The 20,539-nt window shown below is 75.2% G+C and carries 17 protein-coding genes; 4 read left to right on the forward strand and 13 right to left on the reverse strand.

All coding sequences use genetic code 11. The features are described from left to right. Nucleotides 1-98 precede the first annotated feature (98 nt). From H9624_RS03495 to H9624_RS03510, 4 genes are all read right to left on the reverse strand, one after another. Nucleotides 99-1,901 carry an amidase family protein gene (locus tag H9624_RS03495; protein WP_251838501.1) on the reverse strand — a complete coding sequence of 601 codons (1,803 nt, stop codon included), beginning with the start codon at nt 1,899-1,901 and terminating at the stop codon, nt 99-101. Continuing rightward, on the reverse strand, nt 1,898-2,629 hold the full coding sequence (locus H9624_RS16390) for a cohesin domain-containing protein (RefSeq protein ID WP_286010667.1): 732 nt from the start codon (nt 2,627-2,629) through the stop codon (nt 1,898-1,900). Before H9624_RS16390 ends, H9624_RS03495 begins: the two co-directional genes overlap by 4 nt. A 145-nt stretch (nt 2,630-2,774) precedes the next feature. Next, a complete protein-coding gene (locus H9624_RS03505) occupies nt 2,775-3,773 on the reverse strand; it encodes a GmrSD restriction endonuclease domain-containing protein (protein WP_251838502.1) in 999 nt (332 codons plus the stop codon). Between the two features lie 112 nt (nt 3,774-3,885). Beyond that, entirely contained in the window at nt 3,886-4,803 is a 918-nt protein-coding gene (locus tag H9624_RS03510) for a serine hydrolase domain-containing protein (RefSeq protein ID WP_251838503.1), read from the reverse strand. 110 nt (nt 4,804-4,913) lie between these two features. Here H9624_RS03510 and mgtE point away from each other — a divergent pair, with 110 nt between their 5' ends. Both mgtE and H9624_RS03520 read left to right on the forward strand, forming a co-directional pair. Then, complete coding sequence (mgtE, locus tag H9624_RS03515) at nt 4,914-6,248, forward strand: magnesium transporter (protein WP_251838504.1); 1,335 nt, start codon at nt 4,914-4,916, stop codon at nt 6,246-6,248. A 31-nt stretch (nt 6,249-6,279) separates the two neighbouring features. Further along, nucleotides 6,280-7,074: a deoxyribonuclease IV gene (locus H9624_RS03520; protein ID WP_251838505.1), complete on the forward strand. Its 795-nt coding sequence runs from the start codon at nt 6,280-6,282 to the stop codon at nt 7,072-7,074. Nucleotides 7,075-7,137: 63 nt separating this feature from the next. Here the strand turns inward: H9624_RS03520 and pgi are convergent, their stop codons facing one another. The 4 genes from pgi to H9624_RS03540 all read right to left on the reverse strand — a co-directional run bounded on the left by pgi (nt 7,138) and on the right by H9624_RS03540 (nt 12,692). Continuing rightward, nucleotides 7,138-8,772, reverse strand: a complete 1,635-nt coding sequence (gene pgi / locus H9624_RS03525; RefSeq protein ID WP_251838506.1) for a glucose-6-phosphate isomerase — start codon at nt 8,770-8,772, stop codon at nt 7,138-7,140. An 86-nt stretch (nt 8,773-8,858) separates the two neighbouring features. Further along, nucleotides 8,859-10,004: an FUSC family protein gene (locus tag H9624_RS03530; protein WP_251838507.1), complete on the reverse strand. Its 1,146-nt coding sequence runs from the start codon at nt 10,002-10,004 to the stop codon at nt 8,859-8,861. Further along, a complete protein-coding gene (locus H9624_RS03535) occupies nt 10,001-11,545 on the reverse strand; it encodes an FAD-dependent oxidoreductase (protein WP_251838508.1) in 1,545 nt (514 codons plus the stop codon). Before H9624_RS03535 ends, H9624_RS03530 begins: the two co-directional genes overlap by 4 nt. Next, nucleotides 11,496-12,692, reverse strand: coding sequence for a carboxylate-amine ligase (locus tag H9624_RS03540; protein WP_251838509.1), 1,197 nt, complete (start codon nt 12,690-12,692; stop codon nt 11,496-11,498). Before H9624_RS03540 ends, H9624_RS03535 begins: the two co-directional genes overlap by 50 nt. A 56-nt stretch (nt 12,693-12,748) precedes the next feature. Between H9624_RS03540 and hrpB the strand changes: the two genes are divergently transcribed. Continuing rightward, nucleotides 12,749-15,262 (forward strand): ATP-dependent helicase HrpB, encoded by a 2,514-nt coding sequence (gene hrpB, locus H9624_RS03545; protein WP_251838510.1) that lies wholly within the window; start codon nt 12,749-12,751, stop codon nt 15,260-15,262. A gap of 168 nt (nt 15,263-15,430) precedes the next feature. Here the strand turns inward: hrpB and H9624_RS03550 are convergent, their stop codons facing one another. From H9624_RS03550 to exaC, 4 genes are all read right to left on the reverse strand, one after another. Further along, nucleotides 15,431-16,498 carry a mechanosensitive ion channel family protein gene (locus tag H9624_RS03550; protein WP_251838511.1) on the reverse strand — a complete coding sequence of 356 codons (1,068 nt, stop codon included), beginning with the start codon at nt 16,496-16,498 and terminating at the stop codon, nt 15,431-15,433. Nucleotides 16,499-16,525: 27 nt separating this feature from the next. Beyond that, entirely contained in the window at nt 16,526-16,828 is a 303-nt protein-coding gene (locus H9624_RS03555; protein WP_251838512.1) for a YciI family protein, read from the reverse strand. 97 nt (nt 16,829-16,925) lie between these two features. Beyond that, nucleotides 16,926-17,450, reverse strand: a complete 525-nt coding sequence (locus H9624_RS03560) for a DUF779 domain-containing protein (protein ID WP_251838513.1) — start codon at nt 17,448-17,450, stop codon at nt 16,926-16,928. Nucleotides 17,451-17,507: 57 nt separating this feature from the next. Continuing rightward, nucleotides 17,508-19,073 carry an acetaldehyde dehydrogenase ExaC gene (exaC, locus tag H9624_RS03565; protein ID WP_286010668.1) on the reverse strand — a complete coding sequence of 522 codons (1,566 nt, stop codon included), beginning with the start codon at nt 19,071-19,073 and terminating at the stop codon, nt 17,508-17,510. 159 nt (nt 19,074-19,232) lie between these two features. Between exaC and H9624_RS03570 the strand changes: the two genes are divergently transcribed. After that, nucleotides 19,233-19,928, forward strand: a complete 696-nt coding sequence (locus H9624_RS03570; RefSeq protein WP_251838514.1) for a DUF5701 family protein — start codon at nt 19,233-19,235, stop codon at nt 19,926-19,928. A 167-nt stretch (nt 19,929-20,095) separates the two neighbouring features. Here the strand turns inward: H9624_RS03570 and arfB are convergent, their stop codons facing one another. Further along, nucleotides 20,096-20,521, reverse strand: coding sequence for an alternative ribosome rescue aminoacyl-tRNA hydrolase ArfB (arfB, locus tag H9624_RS03575; RefSeq protein WP_251838515.1), 426 nt, complete (start codon nt 20,519-20,521; stop codon nt 20,096-20,098). Nucleotides 20,522-20,539: the final 18 nt, after the last annotated feature.

Here is a 20,539-nt window from a genome sequence, read left to right on the forward strand (position 1 = left end):
CCCCCCACGACCTGGACCGGGTGCCCCTGCCCCGTCGACGTGAGACGCCGCCCCGCGTCCCCTCCTCGCGCTAGGAGGGGACGCGGGGACGGTGGCCGCTACCCGAGCGGGCCGTAGAGCGCGGGCGAGGTGCGCGCCCGGGTCACCTGCTCGAAGTCGAAGGCCAGGCCCAGCAGCGTGTCCTCGGCGTAGTCACGGCCGAGGAGCTCGAGGTTGACGCCCGCGCCGGGCACCGTGCCGTCCTCGGCGGTGGCCTGCCCCATGGGCACGCTCACCGCGGGCATGCCGGTGTTCGGGCTCAGCCGCAGGTTCGTGCCCTGCGTGCCGTACGGGGTGCCGGTGGGGTAGACCAGGGCGTCGAGCCCGTGCTCCTCGAGCAGCCCGGTGACGAGCTCCTTGCCCTGCGCCAGGGCGAGGGTGTGGCTGCCCTCGGGGCCGGCCCATGCCTCGTAGGTCTCCTCGGACACCGCCGCACGCTGCTCGTAGGTGCGCTGGCGGGAGGTGACGTAGTGCCCCGTCGCGAGGATGTCCTCGATGCTGCGCGCCGTCACCTGCGGCGCGAGGTGGTTCTCGACGTAGCTCTCGAGGTCGTGGCGGAACTCGTTGGTGCTGCCGCTGGGCTCGCCCAGGACGGCGGCGAGGCCCGCGGGCGGCTCGAGCGCGACGACCGTCGCACCCTGCTCCTCGAGCGTGGCGCGCGCCTCGGCGAAGAGGCGGACGGTCGTGGGGTTGGTGCCGACCATCGACGGGAGGTAGCCGATCCGCGCGCCGTCGAGGGCGTCGTCGTCGAGGGAGGCGGCGTAGGAGGCCGGGACCTGGCCGGCCTGGCCGGCGGTCGCCGGGTCGGCCGGGTCGACGCCGACGACGGCGTCCAGGGCCACGGCGGCGTCGGTGACGCTGCGGGTGATCGGGCCGGCGGTGTCCTGGCTGAGGGCGAGCGGGATGATCCCGTCGCGGCTCACGAGCCCGACGGTCGGGCGCACGCCGACGAGCTGGTTGTAGGACGCCGGGACGCGGATCGAGCCGCCGGTGTCCGTGCCGAAGCCGATCGCGGCGAGGTTGGCGGCCAGGGCCGCGCCCGTCCCGCCGCTGGAGCCGCCGGCGGTCTGGCTCGTGCGGTACGGGCTGGCGACGTAGAGCGTGGAGCCGGGCTCGACGCCCGCGGAGAACTCCGAGGCGAAGCCGTAGGCGAACTCGTCGAGGCTCGCCTTGGCGAGGATGACGGCGCCGTCCTCCCGCAGCCCCTCGACCATGAAGGCGTCGGTGCCGGTGAGGTTGTCCTCCCAGCAGCCGCAGCCGCCGGTCGTGGGCATGTCCCGGGTGTTGACGTTGTCCTTGACGGCCACCGGGACCCCGAGGAGCAGGCTCGTCATCCCGTCCGAGGCGCGCTGCGCGTCGGCGGACGCCGCGGCGTCCAGGGCGGCGTCGTTCGTCGTGATGACCGAGTTGAGGGGGCGTCCGCCGTCCTCGACGAGCGTGCGGTCGTAGGCCGCGATGCGCTCGAGGTACTCCTCGGTGAGGGCGACGGAGGTCGTGACGCCCGCGTTCATGGCGGCCTGCATGTCGAGGACGGAGGCCTCGACGATCTCGAAGGGACCGTCGTCGTAGACCATCCGCTGGGAGACGGCGGCGAGGTCGGTGACGGTGAGGGTGCCGTCGCCGTCAGTGTCGGCGACCTCGGCCCAGGGGGCGACGTCGGCCGGGGAGCCGAGGTGCTCGGAAACCAGCTCGAGGTCCTCCGGGGTGACCTGGCCGTCGCCGGTGAGGTCGAGCTCGGAGTGGAAGGGCGGCAGGACCAGCGTCTCGGCCTCGAGGGGCTGGGCCTGGGCGAGGGCGGCGCCGGTGAGGACGAGGGCCCCCACGGCGGGGACGGCGGCGAGGGTGCGGCGGCGGGTGCTCACAGCGCGCCTCCCGTCCGGCGACGGACCAGCAGGGCGGCCCCGCCGATCGCGGCGAGCACGGCCGCGGCCGCGCCGAGCCCGAGGGCGTCGATGCCGGTCGACGGCAGCGAGCCACCGCCCGCGGCCGGCGGCGCGGCGGTGGGCGCGGGCGCGCCGTCGTCGTCGTCCGTGGGCGACGGCGTGGGTGCGGGCTCGGTGGGCGAGGGCTCAGGCTCGGTCGGCTCCGGCTCGGTGGGCGTGGGGGCGGGCGCGGCGACGACGACCTCCGTGCTCGCGACGGCGGGGAGGCTGGTCGTCGTGCCGTCGGCGGCGACGAGCTCGACGGACACCTCGACGGTCGTCGTGCCGGGGCCGACGGCGGTGAGCTCCACGCCTGCGGCGAGGTCACCGGCGAGGGCGGGGGAGCTGCCGAGGCGGCTGTGGACGACGGTCGCGTCCGGTCCGCTGACCTCGGTGCTGTCGAAGCCGCCGCTCGGGCCGGTGGCGCTGTCGGGGACGACGGCGAGGACCTCGGGGTCCACCTCGACGGTGAGGGCGTAGGCGTAGACGTCGGCCGTCTCGCCGAGCTCGAGCCCGAGGCTGACCGTGTCCCCGACGGCCGCGGTGGCGGGCACGGAGAGGCTGAGTCCGGTGGTCTCGGGCGCGGCGAGCGCGGGGGCGGCACTGAGGACGAGCAGGCCGGCGCACAGGGGTGCGGCGATCGCTGCTCGGCGGGGTCTGGGTGGCATGGTCCTGCCTTCCGGGTCGACGTCATCGGCGCAGACGCGCTGCGCTTCAGACGCGACGGTAGGCAGCACGTGTTTCGTCCAGGGATGCGGGATGTTACCCGCGAGTTTCGCGCTCCGGAAGGGTGCGGGCAGTGCCGCCGTCAGGTCACTCGCAGCCCACGCCGTCGCCGTCGCCGTCGAGGTGGCGGCCGTAGCCGGGGTCACCCACGCGGACGGGCGCGGCCCCGGCGGCACGTGCCTCGCGGCAGGAGGCGTAGGGGACGTCGTCGCCGGGCGCGGCAGGGGTGCCGGCCGCGGGAGCCGTCACCTCGGGGGCGGCGCCGGTCGGCAGCGGCTCCTCCGGGCAGTCGGTGAGCACCCGGACCATGGCGTCCTGCTCGGCCTGGGTGACCCACAGGCCGTAGGCGTGCTTGACGCCCACCTGGCGGGCGACGTAGGCGCAGCGGAACGGGCGGTGGGGCGGCAGCCAGGTGGCGGTGTCGCCGTCGCCCTTCTGCCCGTTGAGGGGGCCGTCGACGGCGAGGAGGTTGAGGGGGTCGTTGGCGAAGCGCACGCGCGTCTCGCCGTCCCACTGCTGCGCACCCTTCTGCCAGGCGTCCGACAGGGCGACGACGTGGTCGACCTGGACGGCGGTGCTCGTCTCGTTGCCGCGGACGAAGTCGATCGTCTCCCCGCTGAACGGGTCGGCCAGGGTCCCGGACGTCACGACGCAGGCCCGGGTGCCCGGCCGGTAGGTGAGGTCGGTGAGGTCGCGGGCGAGGATGTCGTTGCGGGTGTCGCAGCCGTTGCGGTCGGTGTCGACCCACCCGCTGCCGAAGAGCTCTCGCTCGTAGCCGGTGCGCGGGGCGCGGCCCTTGACCTCGAGCTCGCGCGCGGCGGCGAGGGCGGTGGCGGCCGCCGGCTCACCCGGCGACGGCGTCGGATCCGCGCTCGCGCTACGCGTCGGGGAGGGCGACCGGCCCGGCTCGGCACCCGGGGACCCGGGCGCCGACTCGGCGGCGGACGGTGCCGGCGGCGCCGCGAGGGGTCCGGCCGAGCCGACCGCACCGCACCCGGCGAGGAGGGTGAGAGCGAGACCGGCCACCCAGGCCGTGAGGCCGCGGGTCGTGCCGGCGGGGCGGGCAGAGGGTCGTGCGTCGTCCACGGGCTCGCTCTCACGCAGGGGCGCTCGACCGACGGGGCGTCAGGTCGGCAGGTGTCGACCCCAGTATCGGCCGGTGCGCCCGCGCCCTGAGGCAACGGCGCGCCGGGGCGCCTCAGGCGGCGGGCAGGAGCGGGAGGAGCTCGTCCCAGACGGCCCGGAGGATGTCGTTGGCCGCACCCTCGTGGTGCGCGGTGACGGTGACGACGGCCCGGTGACGGGGCAGGACGACCGAGAACTGGCCGTACTTGCCGTCGGCCCGCCACACGCCGTCGGGCGTGCACGCCCACACCTGGTAGCCGTACCCGGCCCGGGACTCGGGGTCCTCGGAGAAGCTCGAGCTGTCCGCGAGGTCGGTGTGCATCCGCTCGACGTACGCGGCGGGCACGAGCTGCGTGTCCTCCCAGCGGCCCTCCTGGAGGAGCAGCCGGCCCAGGCGTGCGTACTCGCTCGTGCGCAGGTGCAGGCCGACCCCGCCCTGGCTGAAGCCCTGCGGGCAGCGCATCCACTGCGGGTTGCGGATACCGAGCGGCGCGAACAGCCGGGGCAGGAGGTAGTCGCGCAGGTCCTCGCCGCTCACGGCGTGGACGATGCGGCTGAGCACGTAGCTGCAGCCGTTGGAGTACTCGAAGCGGGTGCCCGGCTCGGCGACGAGCTCGGAGCGGAGGAACCCGCCGAGGAGGTCGTCCTCCTCCGCCTGGCCCGGCCCCCACCAGGTGAAGGTGTTGCCGCTCGTCATCCGCAGCAGGTGGCGCACCGTCATCGCCTCGACGCCGTCCGCGTGCGCCTGCCCGGGGAAGAAGCGGGTGACGGGGTCGTCGAGGTCCAGCAGGCCCTCGGCCTGCGCCATCCCGACGGCGACGGCGGTGAAGGTCTTGGACCCGGACCACAGGTGGACGGGGTCGTCGTTGCGGAACCGGTGCTCGACCGGCTCGTGGCCCTCGCGGTGCAGGTGGATCCCGTAGACCCCGAGGTTCTGCTCGGCGGTGCGCAGGCGGAACCCGGTGAGCAGGGCGGCGTCGGTCGGGGGCATCGGTGTCCTCGTCGGGGTCGGGCGGCGCGTCCCACTCTACGGATCCGCACCGTGCGGGGGCCGGTAGGCTCGGCTGCTGGCGCCGCCCCGGCGCCGTGTCGGAGGCACCCATGGACGAGCTCAAGCCGCGGCTGGCGGCCGCGCTGGCGTCCCACGACCTCACGGCCGCCGCCGCCCACCTTGCCGCCGCCCCGCCCCAGGAGGTCGCTGCCGCCCTCGCGACGCTGGAGCCGGAGAGCTCCGCCGTCGCCTTCCGGCTGCTGCCCCGGCACCGCGCGCTGGCCGTCTTCGAGGGGCTCACCCCGACGGCGCAGCACGAGCTCGTCCAGCTGCTCGGCGAGGACGAGGTCGTCGCGGTGTTCGCCGGGCTCGACCCCGACGACCGGGTCGGGCTCCTCGACGAGCTCCCCGCCGCTGTCGCCACCCGCCTGCTGCGTCAGGTGGACGACGACGCCCGTGCCGCGACCGCCGTCGTCCTCGGCTACCCCCGCGGCTCGGTGGGCCGCCGGATGAGCCCGCAGTTCGTCGACGTGCGCCCCGAGCACACCCTCCGCGAGGCCCTGGACCGCGTCCGGGAGCGGGGGCACCGCTCGGAGACGATCTACACGGTCCCGGTGGTCGACGACTCGCGGCGCCTCGTCGGCGTCGTCAGCCTGCGCGACCTCCTGCTCCACGACCCCGCTGACGCCGTCGCCGACCACCTCGCCCGCCCGATCGTCGCCCACGCCGAGGAGGACGCGGAGCAGGCAGCCCGGCGGTGCGTCGAGCGGCGGGTGCTCGCGCTGCCCGTCGTCGACGGCGAGGACCGCCTCGTCGGGCTCCTCACCGTGGACGACGCCACGCGCATCGTCGCCGCCGCGGGCGACGAGGACGCCGCCCGCGCGGGTGGCGCCGAACCGCTCCACCGCCCCTACCTGCTGTCCTCGGTACGCGCGATCACCCGGACGCGGGTCGTGTGGCTCCTCGTCCTGGGCCTGTCCGCCGTCCTCACCGTCAACGTCCTCGAGCTCTTCGAGGGGACGCTCGCCGAGCACGTCGTCCTCGCCCTGTTCATCCCGCTCCTCACCGGGATCGGTGGCAACACCGGTTCGCAGGCGGCGACGACGGTGACCCGGGCGCTGGCGACGGGGGAGGCGAGCCCGCGGGACCTCGGACGGGTGGCGTTCAAGGAGATGCGGACCGGGCTGCTGCTCGGCGCGGTCCTCGGCTCGCTCGGGTGGGCGGTCGCCTCGCTCGTCTACAGCCCGTCGATCGGCACCGTCGTCGGGCTCACGCTCGTGGCCGTGTGCACGATGGCCGCGACCGTGGGCGGCACGACCCCGCTCGTCGCGCGGGCGGCGGGGGTGGACCCCGCGGTCGTGTCCACCCCGTTCATCACGACCTTCTGCGACGCCACCGGCCTGCTCGTCTACTTCACGATCGCTCGCGCCGTCCTCGGGCTCTGAGGTGTCGGTGCCACCGGCTAGGGTCGTTCCCATGGCAGTCGTCGGAGCACATGTCGACCAGACCGACCCGATCGCCGAGGCTCAGGCCCGCGGCGCGGACGCGGTGCAGCTCTTCCTCGGGGACCCTCAGGGGTGGAAGGGACCGGAGGTCCGCTACGCCGGCGGCGCCCAGGCCCTGCGGGCGGCGGCAGCCGACGCCGGGATCGCCCTGTACGTCCACGCCCCCTACGTCCTCAACGTCGCGACGACGAACAACCGGATCCGCATCCCCAGCCGCAAGCTCCTGCAGAAGCAGGTCGACGCCGCGGCCGAGATCGGGGCTGCCGGCATCATCGTCCACGGCGGGCACGTCCTCGCGTCCGACGACCCCGCGACCGGCTTCGACAACTGGCGCAAGTGCATCGACCAGCTCGACGCCAAGGTGCCGGTCCTCATCGAGAACACTGCCGGAGGCACCCGGGCGATGGCGCGCGGCGTCGAGCGCCTGGAGCAGCTGTGGGCCGCGGTCATGGAGGCCGACGGCGGGGCGGACGTGGGCTTCTGCCTCGACACCTGCCACGCCTACGCCGGGGGCGAGGAGCTGGCCGGGCTGGTCGAGCGGGTGCGCGCCGTCACCGGCCGCATCGACCTCGTCCACGCCAACGACAGTCGTGACGCCTTCGACTCCGGCGCCGACCGGCACGCGAACCTCGGCCAGGGCAGCCTCCCGCTCGAGGACCTCGCCGCCCTGCTGCGCGAGGCGGGCGCACCGGTGGTCGTCGAGACGCCCGGTGGCGCCGAGGAGCACCGCACCGACATCGCGTGGGTGCGCGAGCAGCTCGGCTGACTCGGAGGAGTCCGGCTCTCGGCGGGAGGGATCCCGCTCGCCGGGAGCCGGACGTCTCCGGCCTCAGGCGCGGCGGGCCTGGCGGTAGCGGCGGATGAGGGCGTTGGTCGAGGAGTCGTGCGTGAGCTCGGGCTCCTCGTCGGCGCCGAGCTCGGGCCCGATGGCCTTGGCGAGCACCTTGCCCAGCTCCACGCCCCACTGGTCGAAGGAGTTGATGCCCCACACGACGCCCTGGACGAAGACCTTGTGCTCGTAGAGCGCGACGAGCTGGCCGAGCACCGCGGGCGTGAGCCGCGGCGCGAGGACGAGCGTCGTGGGGGAGTTGCCGGCGAAGGTCTTGTGCGCGACGAGCTCCTCGGCCGCGCCCTCCGCGCGCACCTCCTCAGCCGTCTTGCCGAAGGCCAGCGCCTCGGCCTGGGCGAGGAGGTTGGCGGTGAGCTGGTCGTGGTGGCCGGGGACGTCGTCGGCGGGGTGGACGAATCCGATGAGGTCGGCCGGCACGGTCTGGGTGCCCTGGTGGATGAGCTGGTAGAAGGCGTGCTGGCCGTTGGTGCCCGGCTCGCCCCACACGACCGGTCCCGTCTGCACGGCGACGGGTGCGCCGTCGAGGGTGACGGACTTGCCGTTGGACTCCATGTCGAGCTGCTGGAGGTAGGCGGGGAACCGCGAGAGGTACTCGCTGTAGGGGAGCACCGCGTGGGTCGCGCAGCCGCGGAAGTTGCGGTGCCACACGCCGATGAGGGCGAGCAGGACCGGCAGGTTGCGCTCGAGCGGGGCGGTGCGGAAGTGGGTGTCCATCGCGTGGAACCCGGCGAGCATGTCGCGGTAGTGGTCCGGGCCGATGGACACCATGAGCGAGAGCCCGACGGCGGAGGTCATCGAGTACCGTCCGCCCACCCAGTCCCAGAAGCCGAACATGTTCGCGGTGTCGATGCCGAACTCCGCGACCTTCTCGCCGTTCGTCGACACCGCGACGAAGTGCTTGGCGACGGCGGAGCGGTCGCCGAGGGCGGCGACGAGCCACTCGCGGGCGGTCGTCGCGTTGGTGATCGTCTCGATCGTCGTGAAGGTCTTCGAGGCGACGACGAAGAGCGTCTCCTCCGGGTCCGCGCCGGCGAGGACGGGGGCGATGTCGTCGCCGTCGACGTTGGAGACGAACTCGCAGGTGATGGCCGGGTCGGCGTACGGGGCCAGGGCGATCGTCGCCATCTTCGGGCCGAGGTCGGAACCCCCGATGCCGATGTTGACGACGCGGGTGATGCGCTTGCCGGTGTGGCCGCGCCACTGCCCGCTGCGCACCTGCTCGCTGAAGGCCGCCATCCGGTCCAGGACCTCGTGGACGTCGGCGACGACGTCCTGGCCGTCGACGACGAGCTCGGTGTCCCGCGGCGCGCGCAGCGCCGTGTGGAGCACGGCCCGGTCCTCGGTCGTGTTGATGTGCTCGCCGCGGAACATCGCCTCGGCGCGCTCCGGCACACCGGCCGCGCGGGCGAGGTCGACGAGCAGGCGCAGGGTCTCGTCGCTCACCCCGTTCTTGGAGTAGTCGACGTAGAGGTCGCCGGCCTCCACGGCCAGCCGCTCCCCGCGCTGCGGGTCGGCGGCGAACAGCTCGCGGAGCGTCGTGCCGGCGGTGGCGGCGGCGTGCTCCTCGAGCGCTGCCCACTGCGGTGTGGTCGAGATGTCGTGTGGCTGGGACACAGCTGCTGCTCCAGGGGACTCGGTGGATGGCTGTCCTCATCATGGCGCGTGCGAGCGCCCGGCGCGACGGCCGTTCGGCCCGCGGGTCAGTCGGTGCGCTCGACCCGGGCGAGGGAGTCGACGGCCCGCTCGAGGGAGAGCACGACGCCGTCGTAGAGCACCTGGTCGTCCGTCCGCGGCGCGGCGCTGCGCGCGTCCTGGACGGCGTCCGAGGCGTGGGCGCTCGACAGCGGCGTCTCGTCCGAGGCGACGTGCGGGTCGGCCGTCCCTGCCGGCGTCGTGTTCTCCAGCGCCGCGGAGATCGTCCGCAGCGCCGCGCACACGCGCTCGCCGCTCTCCCCGGCGAGCACCTCCGAGCGGTCCACCCGCCCCGCACCGACGTCGCTGAGCAGCAGGTCGGCGAGGTCGCTGACGACGAGCCCCAGCCGGTCGAGCACCCGCGCCTCCTCCTGCAGCGCGCCGATCGACCCGCTGTACCGGCGGGCGCGCCGGTTGCGGTGCGCCGCCTCGCCGACCTCCGCCACGGCCGTGTGCATCTGCGCGCGCTCCCGCGGCGACGACGCGTGCTCCCGCTCCCAGTCCGCCAGGCTCGGCAGCTCCGTGGACCGGATGAGGTCGGCGAGCTGGCCGAGGTCGGCGGCCAGGGTGTGCCGGAAGCGGGCGACGGCGGCCTGCGCCGGGGCGAGTGGCAGGGGCGGCAGGACCGCGTTGACCGCGATGCCGATGAGCGCGCCGAGGAGGGTGAGACCGGCGTAGGCCCCCACGTAGGTGGCCTCGCCGTGGCCCACGATGAGGGTGAAGAGCGCCGCCGTGGGCACCCAGCTGCCCATCGCGCCCAGGCGGCCCCAGCCCGCGAGCACGACGGCGGGCACGATGACGAGCGCGACGGCGAGCGGCCCCCGCACCGGGAGGAAGTCGACCACCCAGCCCACAGCGCCGCCGACGGCGATCGCGGCGACGGACTGGAGGGACTCGCGCACCGAGCCCGCGAGCGTGAAGGTCGTGGCGATGACGGCACCGAAGGGCGCGTAGTACGGGAAGTCGGCCGCCGGCCCGGGGAGCACCCCGGCGACCGCCCAGGCGAGCGAGGCGGCGACGGCGGCGCGGATGGCGACCGCCCAGCGCGGGTTGCGGCGCCACTGCTCGCGCCACCACCACACACGGGTGACGTCGCGCGGCAGCTGGACCCGCTGGCGCCACTGGAGGGACGCGCCGCGGTTCGGGACACTCATCGGGACTGCAGCCCCCGGGTGGCCGGCCCCTCGAGGAGCTCCCCGTCCGGGGCGAAGCGCGAGCCGTGGAGCGGGCAGTCCCAGCTGCGCTCCTCGTCGTTCCACCGGACGACGCCACCGAGGTGCGGGCACACCGCGGAGACCGAGCGCGTGACGCCGTCGACCGTCGAGACCGCGACCGGGTGCAGGCCCCGCCGGACCACGCAGCCCATGCCCTCGGCAGGGGTGTCGTCGGTGGTCGCCTGCGTCGGGTCCGGCTCGGTCTCCTCCGCCGGGCCGCCGCCCGGCTCGGGGTTGGTGAGGGCGCGGGCGTAACCACCCGCCAGCTGCGCGGCAGCACCGGCGTTGAGCCGCACGGCCTCCGCCAGGCCGGTCATCTCCCGGCGGCGCCAGCTGCGGTAGGCGTCGCCCCACTCGGGCAGGCCCTCGGTGAGGTACCCGGCGAGGACGTGCGCGGCGGCGACCGCGTTCGTCATGCCCCACTTGGCGAAGCCGGTGGCCACGAGGGCGCGGGAGTCGCGGGGCAGGAGCGGGCCGACGTAGGGCAGCTCGTCGACCGGGTGGTAGTCCTGGGCGGACCACCGGGCGACGACGCGCGAGTCGGGGAACCAGCGCCGTGCCCAGGTGAGGAGGTTCTCCACCCGGGCGCGCGGGGAGTCGGCCCGCCCCACGACGTGGGAGGCGCCGCCGACGACGACGATCTCGCCCTCCTCGGCGGGCACGGTGCGGACCGAGCGGGTGGGGGCACCGGCGGTGATGGACATCTGCAGGCCGGTGGGCTCGGGCACGGCCAGGGCGAGGGAGTAGGAGCGCTGCGGCTCGAGGCGGGCGAAGTAGCCGCCGCGGTCGGCGAAGGGGATGCCGGTGGCGAGGACGACGCGCTCGGCGTGGACGGTGCCGCGGGTGGTGACGACCGCGCCGTCCCGGCCGTGCGCGTCGGTGACGCGGGCCGCGGTGCGCACGACCACGCCGGCCGCCTCCGCCTCGTGGACGAGGGCCGCGAGCACGTCCACCGGGTCCACCTGGACCTGCTCGGGCAGCCACGTGCCCTCGAGCGCCGGGAAGGGCGCGTCGAAGGACTGCCGCCACTCGACGGGCAGTCCCGCGGACAGGGCGGCCTCGTGCTCGGCGTGGGCAGCCGGCAGCTGCTGGGGCCCGGCGGCGTAGGTGACAGCGGCGCGCCGCTGGACCGGGACGTCGTGGCGCGCGCACTCCGCGAGCAGCCACTCCTGGCCCAGCCGGTTCCCGGCGACGTACTTGCCGAGCAGCTCGGGACCGTGGAGGCGCTCGATCGCCGACAGCCGGGTCCCCTGGAGGAGGGAGACCTTGGCGGTGGAGTGGCCGGTCGTGCCCGCCCCGACGTAGCGGGCCTCGAGGACGACGACGGACAGGCCCGCGCGGGCGAGCAGCACCGCCGTCGCCAGTCCTGTCAGCCCGGCGCCGACGACGGCGACGTCGTACCGTCCGCCGACCGGCTCGGTCGCCAGCCGCTCACCCCCCGGAACCGTGCGCGACGCCGATGCCAGCCACAGTGAAGTCATGTCCCTCTCCGTCCAGTCCGTGCGTCGTGCGCACCGCCGCGGCGACGACGTCGCTCAGGCTCCCGGTGCGCTCCAGCTCCCGCCGCTGCCGGTCGGCCCCTGTGCCGACCTCTCGCAGACGGGCTACGCCCTCCTCGACGAGGGCGAGGTCGTCGTCCGCCTCCCGCAGTGCCGGGCGGACGTGGTCGACGAGAGCGCCGACCACCTCCGCCGCGGGCAGCGGGCGGCTCGTGCCGGGGTCGAGCAGGTCACCGGACATGCCGAAGCGGCTCGCCTGCCAGGTGGCCAGGCGCAGCATCTGGGTCGGCACCGGTGGGGCCGCCTTCCCGGCCTCCCACTCCTCGGCGGCGGTCTGGACCAGGGCGCGGCACAGGGCGGCGACGACGACGGCGTCGCGCGGGTCCTGGCACACGTCCGCCGCGCGGAACTCCAGGGTGGGGTAGGTGCGTGAGGGCCGGGCGTCGAGGTAGACCATGCCCTCGTCCAGGACGACGCCGCTCGCGAGCATCGCCTCGACGCGCTCGCGGTAGGCGCGGTGCGACCCGAAGAGGTCCGGGGGACCGGCGGCGGGCCAGCGGCCCATGACCTGCGCGCGGTAGCTGGCGTAGCCGGAGTCCTCGCCCTGCCAGTACGGGGAGTTGGCGCTCACGGCGAGGAGCGTGGGCAGCCACACACGCACCCGGTCGAGGACGGCGACGGCCTCCTCGGGGGACTCGACGGCGACGTGGACGTGGCAGCCGCAGACGAGCTGCTCGCTGCCGAGCCGGCCGAAGTGGTCGACGATCCGGCGGTAGCGCTCGGCCGGCGCGGCCAGGGTCTCCACCGGGAAGGGGGAGGTGCCGAGGGCGACGGCGCGGGCCCCCTCGCGGCGGGCGGCCGACTCGGCGTGGGCCCGCCAGGACACGAGCTCCTCCTGGAGGTCGCGGAGGTGGTGGTGGGGCGCGGTCCCCGTCTCGACCTGCTGACGCTGCAGCTCGCCGTCGAGCGAGGAGCCGGCCGCACCGGGCGCACCGGTGGGCCCGGGGCCGTCCGGGGTGGCGTCCCCGATGACGTCCGCCCGCCGCAGCACCTGCTGGGCCACGGACACCGCGTGCCCCGTGCCGCTGCCGACGAGCAGCAGCTCTTCCTCCACACCGACTGTTCTCATCCGGCCAGTGTGTCGCGGGGGCGCCCGGTCGGCACGGCGGGCGGCACACTGGTGGCGTGGCCCTCACCGATCTCTCCGCGCTCCTCGCCGCGCCGCCGCCACTGCCCGTCGCGGAGGGCCTGAAGGAGCTCGTGCGGGCAGTGAGGTCCGGTGGCACCGCCGTCCTGCAGTCCCCGCCGGGCAGCGGGAAGACCACGCTCGTGCCGCCCGCCCTCGCCGTCGCCCTGGGTGGCAGGGTCGTCGTCACCCAGCCGCGGCGCATCGCCGCGCGGGCCGCGGCACGCCGCCTCGCCGGCCTCCTCGGGCAGCCCGTCGGCCGGGTGGCCGGCTTCTCCGTCCGCGGTGAGCGGCAGGTGGGCGAGGAGACCCTCGTCGAGCTCGTCACCGCCGGCACGCTGCTGCGCCGCCTCCAGCGCGACCCGGAGCTGCCGGGCGTGAGCGCCGTCGTCCTCGACGAGGTGCACGAGCGCCAGATCGACTCCGACCTCCTCCTCGCCATGCTCGTCGAGGCCCGCGCGACGCTGCGGGAGGACCTCGCACTCGTCGCCATGTCGGCCACGGTCGAGGCGGACCGGGTCGCGGCGCTCCTCGGCGAGGGCACCGCCGTCGTCACGGTCCCCGGTGCGCTCCACCCGGTGGGGACGGAGTGGTGCCCCCCGCCGCGCACCGCGCCACGGCTCACGCCGCGGGGCACCAGCCCGGAGTTCCTCGCGCACGTCGCCGGCGTCACCCGCCGGGCCCTGGCCGAGCAGGACGGTGACGTCCTCGTCTTCCTCCCCGGCGCGCGCGAGGTCGACGACGTCGTCCGGCGCCTGCGCGGTGGCGACGTCGACGTCCTCGCCCTCCACGGGCGCCTGCCGGCCGCCGAGCAGGACCGGGCGCTGCAGCCCGGCACCCGGCGCAGGGTCGTCGTCTCGACGGCGGTGGCCGAGTCCTCGCTCACCGTGCCGGGGGTGCGGGTGGTCGTGGACGCCGGGCTGGCGCGCGCGCCGCGGACCGACCACCACCGCGGGCTCGCCGGTCTCGTCACCCGCAGCGTGAGCCAGGCGGGGGCGGAGCAGCGCGCCGGCCGTGCCGGGCGGCAGGGGCCGGGCACCGTCTACCGGTGCTGGTCCGCCGCCGAGCACGCCATGCTCGCGCGCCACCCCGAGCCGGAGATCGCCACCGCGGACCTCGCCGGACCGATGCTCGAGCTGGCCCTGTGGGGCGCCCCGGGCGGCGCGGGCCTGGCGCTCCTCGACCCGCCGCCGCCCCAGGCGGCCGCTGCGGCGACCGGGCTGCTCACCGAGCTCGGCGCGCTGGACGCCGCCGGCGCGGTCACCGCGCGCGGGCGGGCGATCGCGGACGTCGGGGCGGACCCGCGGCTGGCCCGCGCCCTGCTCGACGGCGCGGGCGTCGTCGGTGCGCGGACCGCGGCGGAGGTCGTCGCGATGCTCGCCGAGGACGCGGGCGCGGGCGACGCGGACCTCACCGCCGCGCTGCGGCGCCTCCGCGCCGGTGGCCGCAGCGCCTGGCGGCGGGAGGCCGACCGCTGGGAGCGGCTCGCCTCACGGCGCGGCGGCCAGGACGCGCGCCCCGGCGACCGTGTGAACCAGCTCGACCTCGCCGTCGGCCTCGTCACCGCCCTCGCCCACCCCGACCGCGTCGCCCGCCGCCGGGCGGACAGCGAGCACTACCTCCTGGCCGGGGGAGCCGGCGCACGCCTCACCGGCGGGCCGCTGGCCGGCAGCGAGTGGCTCGCCGTCGCGGACGCCACCCGAGCACCGGGCCAGACCGACGCCCTCATCCGCTCGGCGGCCCCGATCGACGAGGCCACCGCCCGGGAGGCCGCCGCCGGCCTGCTGCGGACGGTGGAGGACGTCGCGTGGCGTGACGGCAGGCTCGTGGCGCGCCGGGTGGAGCGGCTGGGCGCGATCGAGCTCGCGAGCGAGCCGCTCCACCGGCCCTCCCCGTCGCTCGTGGCGGCCGCCGTGCAGGACGGGCTGCGCCGCGAGGGCCTGGACCTCGTGCCGTGGCCACCCGGCGCGGTGTCCCTGCGCCGGCGCCTCGCCTTCCTCCACGGCGCCCTCGGTGCACCGTGGCCCGACGTGTCGGACGCCGCGCTGCTCGAGCGGGTGGAGCAGTGGCTCGGACCGGACCTCGCCGGCGTGCGCAGCAACCGGGACCTGGGCCGTGTCGACACGACGACGGCGCTGCGGCGGATGCTCCCGTGGCCCGAGGCGGGCCGGCTGGACGAGCTCGCCCCCGAGCGGGTCACCGTCCCGACGGGTGCGGCACTCCGGGTCGACTACTCCGACCCCTCACGGCCCACGCTCGCGGCCCGCATCCAGGAGGTCTTCGGGTGGCGGGGCGCACCGGCGCTCGCCGGCGGGCGGGTGCCGCTCGTGCTCGAGCTGCTCTCCCCGGCGCGCCGTCCTGCGGCCGTGACGGCGGACCTCGCCGGGTTCTGGCGCACCGGCTACCCGCAGGTGCGGGCCGAGCTGCGGGGGCGCTACCCCCGCCACCCGTGGCCCGAGGACCCGGCCACCGCGGCCCCCACCACCCGCACGACGAAGGGCCGGCGCGCCTAGCCGTCACCGGGCACGCCGAGCGCCGGACGGCCCAGCCCTGCCGGGCACGCCGAGCGCCGGACGGCCCAGCCCTGCCGGGCACGCCGAGCGCCGGACGGCCCAGCCCTGCCGCGCCCGCCGAGCGCCGGACGGCCCAGCCCTGCCGGGCTCCGCCGAGGACCGGACCGCCTAGCCCTCGGCGCGCTCCGCCGAGCCCCGGACGGGGGAGGGGGACATCGACACCCGGTGGAGGGGCAGCGCGTCGGGGTCGTTCTCCCGCAGCCACACGACGAGGTGCTCGCGCACGTCGCAGCGCAGGGTCCAGTCGTCGTCGGTGTTCGCGGCCGTGACGAGCGCGCGCACGGTGACGTGCCCGCCGGTGGAGTCGGTGACGACGAGCGACCTCGCCCGCCCGTCCCAGGCGGGGTGCTGGGCGACGTACCGCTCGAGCTCCGTGCGCATCGCCGCGACGTCCACGCGCCAGTCGAGCTCGAAGTACACGACGCCGGTGACCGTGTCACCGGTCCGGCTCCAGTTGATGAAGGGCTGAGAGGTGAAGTAGGTCGAGGGGAGCACCTTGTGCCGCTCGTCCCAGATGCTCACGACGACGTAGGTCAGCGTGATGTCCTCGACGGTGCTCCACGTGCCGTCGACCTCGACGATGTCCCCGATCCGCACGGCGTCGGTGAAGGCGATCTGCAGCCCGGCGAAGAGGTTGCCGAGGCTGCTCTGCGCCGCGATGCCGACGACGACGCTGAGGAGGCCGGCGGAGGCGAGGATCGTCGCTCCCACCCGCTCGACGCCGGGGAAGGTCATGAGGACCATCGCGACGCCGAGGACGACGAAGGCCGCGTTGACCAGGCGCTGGATGAGCAGCATCTGGGTGCGGGTACGGCGCCGGTCGCGGTCGTCCTCCTTGCGGGCGACGACGCGCCGCTGGGTGTGCTCGAGCCACGCGACGACGATGGTGGCGGCGAACCACACCGCCGAGGCGATGGTGAGCACGAGGAGGACGTGCAGCCCGATGTCGCGCACCGAGCCGCGCTCGGCGGTCGCCGCGAAGGAGATCCGCAGGGAGATCGCCAGGAGCAGCGCCGCGAGCGGCCGGCGCACCCGCCGCCAGCCCTGGCGCAGGCCGGGGACCCGGGCCCGGTACCGGTTGATCACCCGGTCGACGACGAGCATGACGACGATGACGACGGCGGCTGCCGCGGCGACAGCGACGACCCACCTGAGGAACGGCCAGAACTCATCCATGGTCTAGGCCTAACAGACGCGGGGCCCCTACTGCGAGGCGTGCTCGGCGAAGGGGCCCATGATCGGGTTCCACGGCCGCACGGTGCGCTGGGTGATGAGATGGGCCTTGAGGAAGGGGTCGTCGTCCAGCAGGCGCTGGGCGCCCTCGACGTCCTGCGCGACGACGAGGAGCAGCGCGCCGGGGGCGGCGTTGTCCAGCCACGGGCCGGACGCGAGGAGGGACCCCTCGTCCAGCAGTCCCTGGAGGAACTCCCGGTGGGTGGGCCGCACGGCGGCCAGGTCGTCGGTCCGGTTGGTGTCGTAGGTGTACTCGACGGCGAAGACGCTCATGCGACCCCAGGCTAGTCGGCCGGGCGCCGCTCAGCCCCCGGGCCCCTTTCGCGAGCCCCCCTCGCGGAGGCCCCCCCTGCGCCGAGCGCTGAGCTGGTCAGCCGCCGGGGATGGCGCAGGCGTCGGCGACGTCGGTGACCACCTGCGGGCGGGTGGCGGCCGGCGGCCTGGCCCCGGCCTCCCAGTCGGCGCCGGTGAGCACCGGCTGCTCCTCGAGCGCCGTCAGCTCAGCGGGGTTGAAGACCCGTGAGCGCGTGAGGAAACGGACGCCGTGGGGGCCCTCGACGCTGAAGCCGGCGCCGCGGCCGGGCACGACGTCCAGGACGAGCTGGGTGTGCTGCCACACGTCGAACTGCTGCGGGGAGATCCACACGGGCACGCCATCGGGGTCGGACGGCGCGTCGGGCAGCACCTGCCCGGTGAACAGCCGCAGGTCGAGGACACCGAGAAGCACCTCACGGTCGCCCACGAGGAACTCACCCTGCGGGTAGCACATGGGCGAGGAGCCGTCGCAGCAGCCGCCCGACTGGTGCATCATCAGCGGGCCGTGCTCGTCGCGGAGGCGGTCGAGCAGCTCGGCGGCGGCGGGCAGGGCCACCACCCGCGGCACGGTCACGTCCATCGGTGCTCCTTCCCGGTGGGTGGCCGGGGCCGCCGTGCGGCGGCCCCGGCCTGCGGTCTAGAAGAAGCCCTGCGCGCCGGGCGCGTAGGACACGAGCAGGTTCTTCGTCTGCTGGTAGTGCTCGAGCATCATGAGGTGGTTCTCGCGCCCGATGCCCGACTGCTTGTAGCCGCCGAAGGCCGCGTGCGCCGGGTACTGGTGGTAGGTGTTCGTCCACACCCGCCCCGCCTGGATCGCGCGGCCCGCCCGGTACATCGTGTCCGCGTTGCGGCTCCACACCCCGGCGCCCAGGCCGTAGAGGGTGTCGTTGGCGATCTCGATGGCGTCGTCGAAGTCCCTGAACGTCGTCACCGACAGGACGGGCCCGAAGATCTCCTCCTGGAAGACGCGCATCTTGTTGTGGCCCTTGAAGACGGTCGGCTGGATGTAGAAACCGCCGTCCAGGCCCTCGACGGTGTCGACGTCGCCACCGATGAGCACCTCGGCACCCTCCTGGCGGCCGATGTCGAGGTAGCTGCGGATCTTCTCGTACTGGTCGGAGGACGCCTGCGCGCCGACCATCGTCGTCGGGTCCAGCGGGTGGCCGCGCTTGACGGCCTGGACGCGGGGCAGCGCCCGGGCCATGAACTCGTCGTAGATCGACTCGTGGATGAGGGCGCGCGACGGGCAGGTGCACACCTCGCCCTGGTTGAGGGCGAACATCGTGAAGCCCTCGAGCGCCTTGTCGAGGTACTCGTCGTCCGCCGCCATGACGTCGGGGAAGAAGACGTTGGGGGACTTGCCGCCGAGCTCGAGGGTGACCGGGATGATGTTCTGGGTGGCGTACTGCATGATGAGGCGCCCGGTGGTCGTCTCGCCGGTGAAGGCGATCTTCGCGATGCGCGGGTTGGACGCGAGCGGCTTGCCGGCCTCGAGGCCGAAGCCGTTGACGATGTTGAGGACGCCGTCGGGCAGCAGGTCCCCGATGAGGGTCATGAGGTAGAGGATCGAGGCGGGCGTCTGCTCGGCCGGCTTGAGGACGACGGCGTTGCCGGCCGCGAGCGCGGGCGCGAGCTTCCACGTGGCCATGAGGATGGGGAAGTTCCACGGGATGATCTGCCCGACGACGCCGAGCGGCTCGTGGAAGTGGTAGGCGACCGTGTCCTCGTCGAGCTGGGAGATCCCGCCCTGCTGGGCGCGCAAGGCGCCGGCGAAGTAGCGGAAGTGGTCGATCGCGAGGGGGATGTCGGCGTTGAGGGTCTCGCGGACCGGCTTGCCGTTCTCCCACGTCTCGGCGACGGCGAGCTTCTCGAGGTTCTCCTCCATGCGGTCGGCGATGCGGTGGAGGATGAGGGCCCGCTCGGCGACCGAGGTGCGGCCCCAGCCGGGGGCGGCGGCGTGCGCGGCGTCCAGCGCGAGCTCGATGTCCTCGGCGGTGCTGCGGGCCACCTCTGTGAAGGTCCTGCCGTCCACGGGGCTGGGGTTGGCGAAGTACTGGCCCTTGACCGGTGGCACCCACTGGCCGCCGATGAAGTTGTCGTAGCGCTTCTCGTAGCTCATCACCGCGCCGTCGGTGCCGGGTGCGGCGTAGACGGTGGACTGCGGGGCCGCGGTGTCCTGGGGGGTGTCGGTCTCGATGGTCATGAACGAGTACTCCCTCGTGTCTCGATCTGCCGGAGGTAGCCGGAGGCGGCTCCACGTTGAGCCGCCCGCCTCGACGATATGTCGTGGATCACGTCCTGGGAAGAGGCGGGACCATCCGGGCGTTGAGCCTGCTGCCCACCACTCCAGGAGGACACCGCCATGCCCCAGCAGACCGTCACCCACCCCGCCGACCTGCCCACCGTCGTCGCCGGCCCGTCGGCCGCCGCCACCGCCTTCGCCCCCGCCGCGACGCCGGAGGAGGAGCTCGAGCGCCAGGTCCGTGCCTACGTCGAGCTCGGCTTCCCCGCGCTCCTCGGCACCGACGAGGCGGGCCTGCGCGCCCTCGTCGAGCCGCTGCGTGCGCAGCTGCCGCCCGCCGGCGCCCCGACGTCCGTGCCGTCCGAGGACCACGTCCCGCTCGTCCTCGTGCTCGCGCTCCCGCGACCGGGCGACGCTGTCCCTGCCATGCGGCTGGGACGGCGCAGCGGCGTCAGCGTCATCGACGACGACGAGCTCGCCACCTACCGCCCGGTGGTCGACGTGCCTGACCGGCCCGCCTACCTCCTGCACGACGTCGACACCGGTTCCCGCTTCCTCAGCGTGACGCCGGAGGACGCGGTGGCGGCGATCCGTGCGGAGGGCCGGCGCCCGCTCACCGTCGCCGAGGGGCTCGCGCTCGTCGTGCTGCGCCCGGACATGCTGCGCCCGGGCCGCTGCTTCTCCCTCGCCGGCTCCCGCACGGGCACCAACCAGCGCGTGCCGGCCGTGTGGATCTCCGAGCGCCGCCCCAAGCTCGGCTGGTGCTGGGACCGCAACCCCCACACCTGGCTGGGAACCGCCTCGACCCCAGCCTGACCACCCCAGCGCGGGCCCCCACGGGAGCCCACCCCCACCCCCGCCTCGTCGAGTACGCACATCCGGTCCTCAGCAAGCGCTTCCCCGGCGCCGCTGGTGACCGTAGGTGCGTACTCGCGGGGAGGGGGCGGGGAGGCCCGGGGGCCCGGGGGCCCGGGCTGGGGCGCTTAGTCCGGCGGGCGTCGGCGGAGGGCCTTGGTCTGGCTGCGCCGGGTCTTGGCCTCGACGCGGCGGCGCTGGGCGCCGCGGGAGGGCTTCGTGGGCCGGCGCTTCGGCGGCGGGGGAGCGAGCGCCTCGCGGAGCACCTGCGCGAGGCGCTCCGCGGCGGCCTCACGGTTGCGCAGCTGGGAGCGGTGCTCGCTCGCGGACACGGTGAGCCGTCCGTCCACCAGCCGCCCGGCGAGCGCCTCGAGCACCCGCGCGCGCTGGTGCTCGCTCAGCGCGGGCGTCGCGGCGAGGTCGACGCTCAGCTCCGCGCGGGAGTCGGTCGTGTTGACGCTCTGCCCGCCGGGTCCCGAGGAACGGGAGAAGCGCCACTGCAGCTCCTCCTCGCGCAGCGTGACGGAGGACGTCACGCGCAGGTCACCGGCCATGTCCCCAGCCTCTCACCC

The sequence above is a fragment of the Oceanitalea stevensii genome (genome assembly GCF_014837105.1).
GTDB classification, from domain to species: domain Bacteria; phylum Actinomycetota; class Actinomycetes; order Actinomycetales; family Actinomycetaceae; genus Oceanitalea; species Oceanitalea stevensii.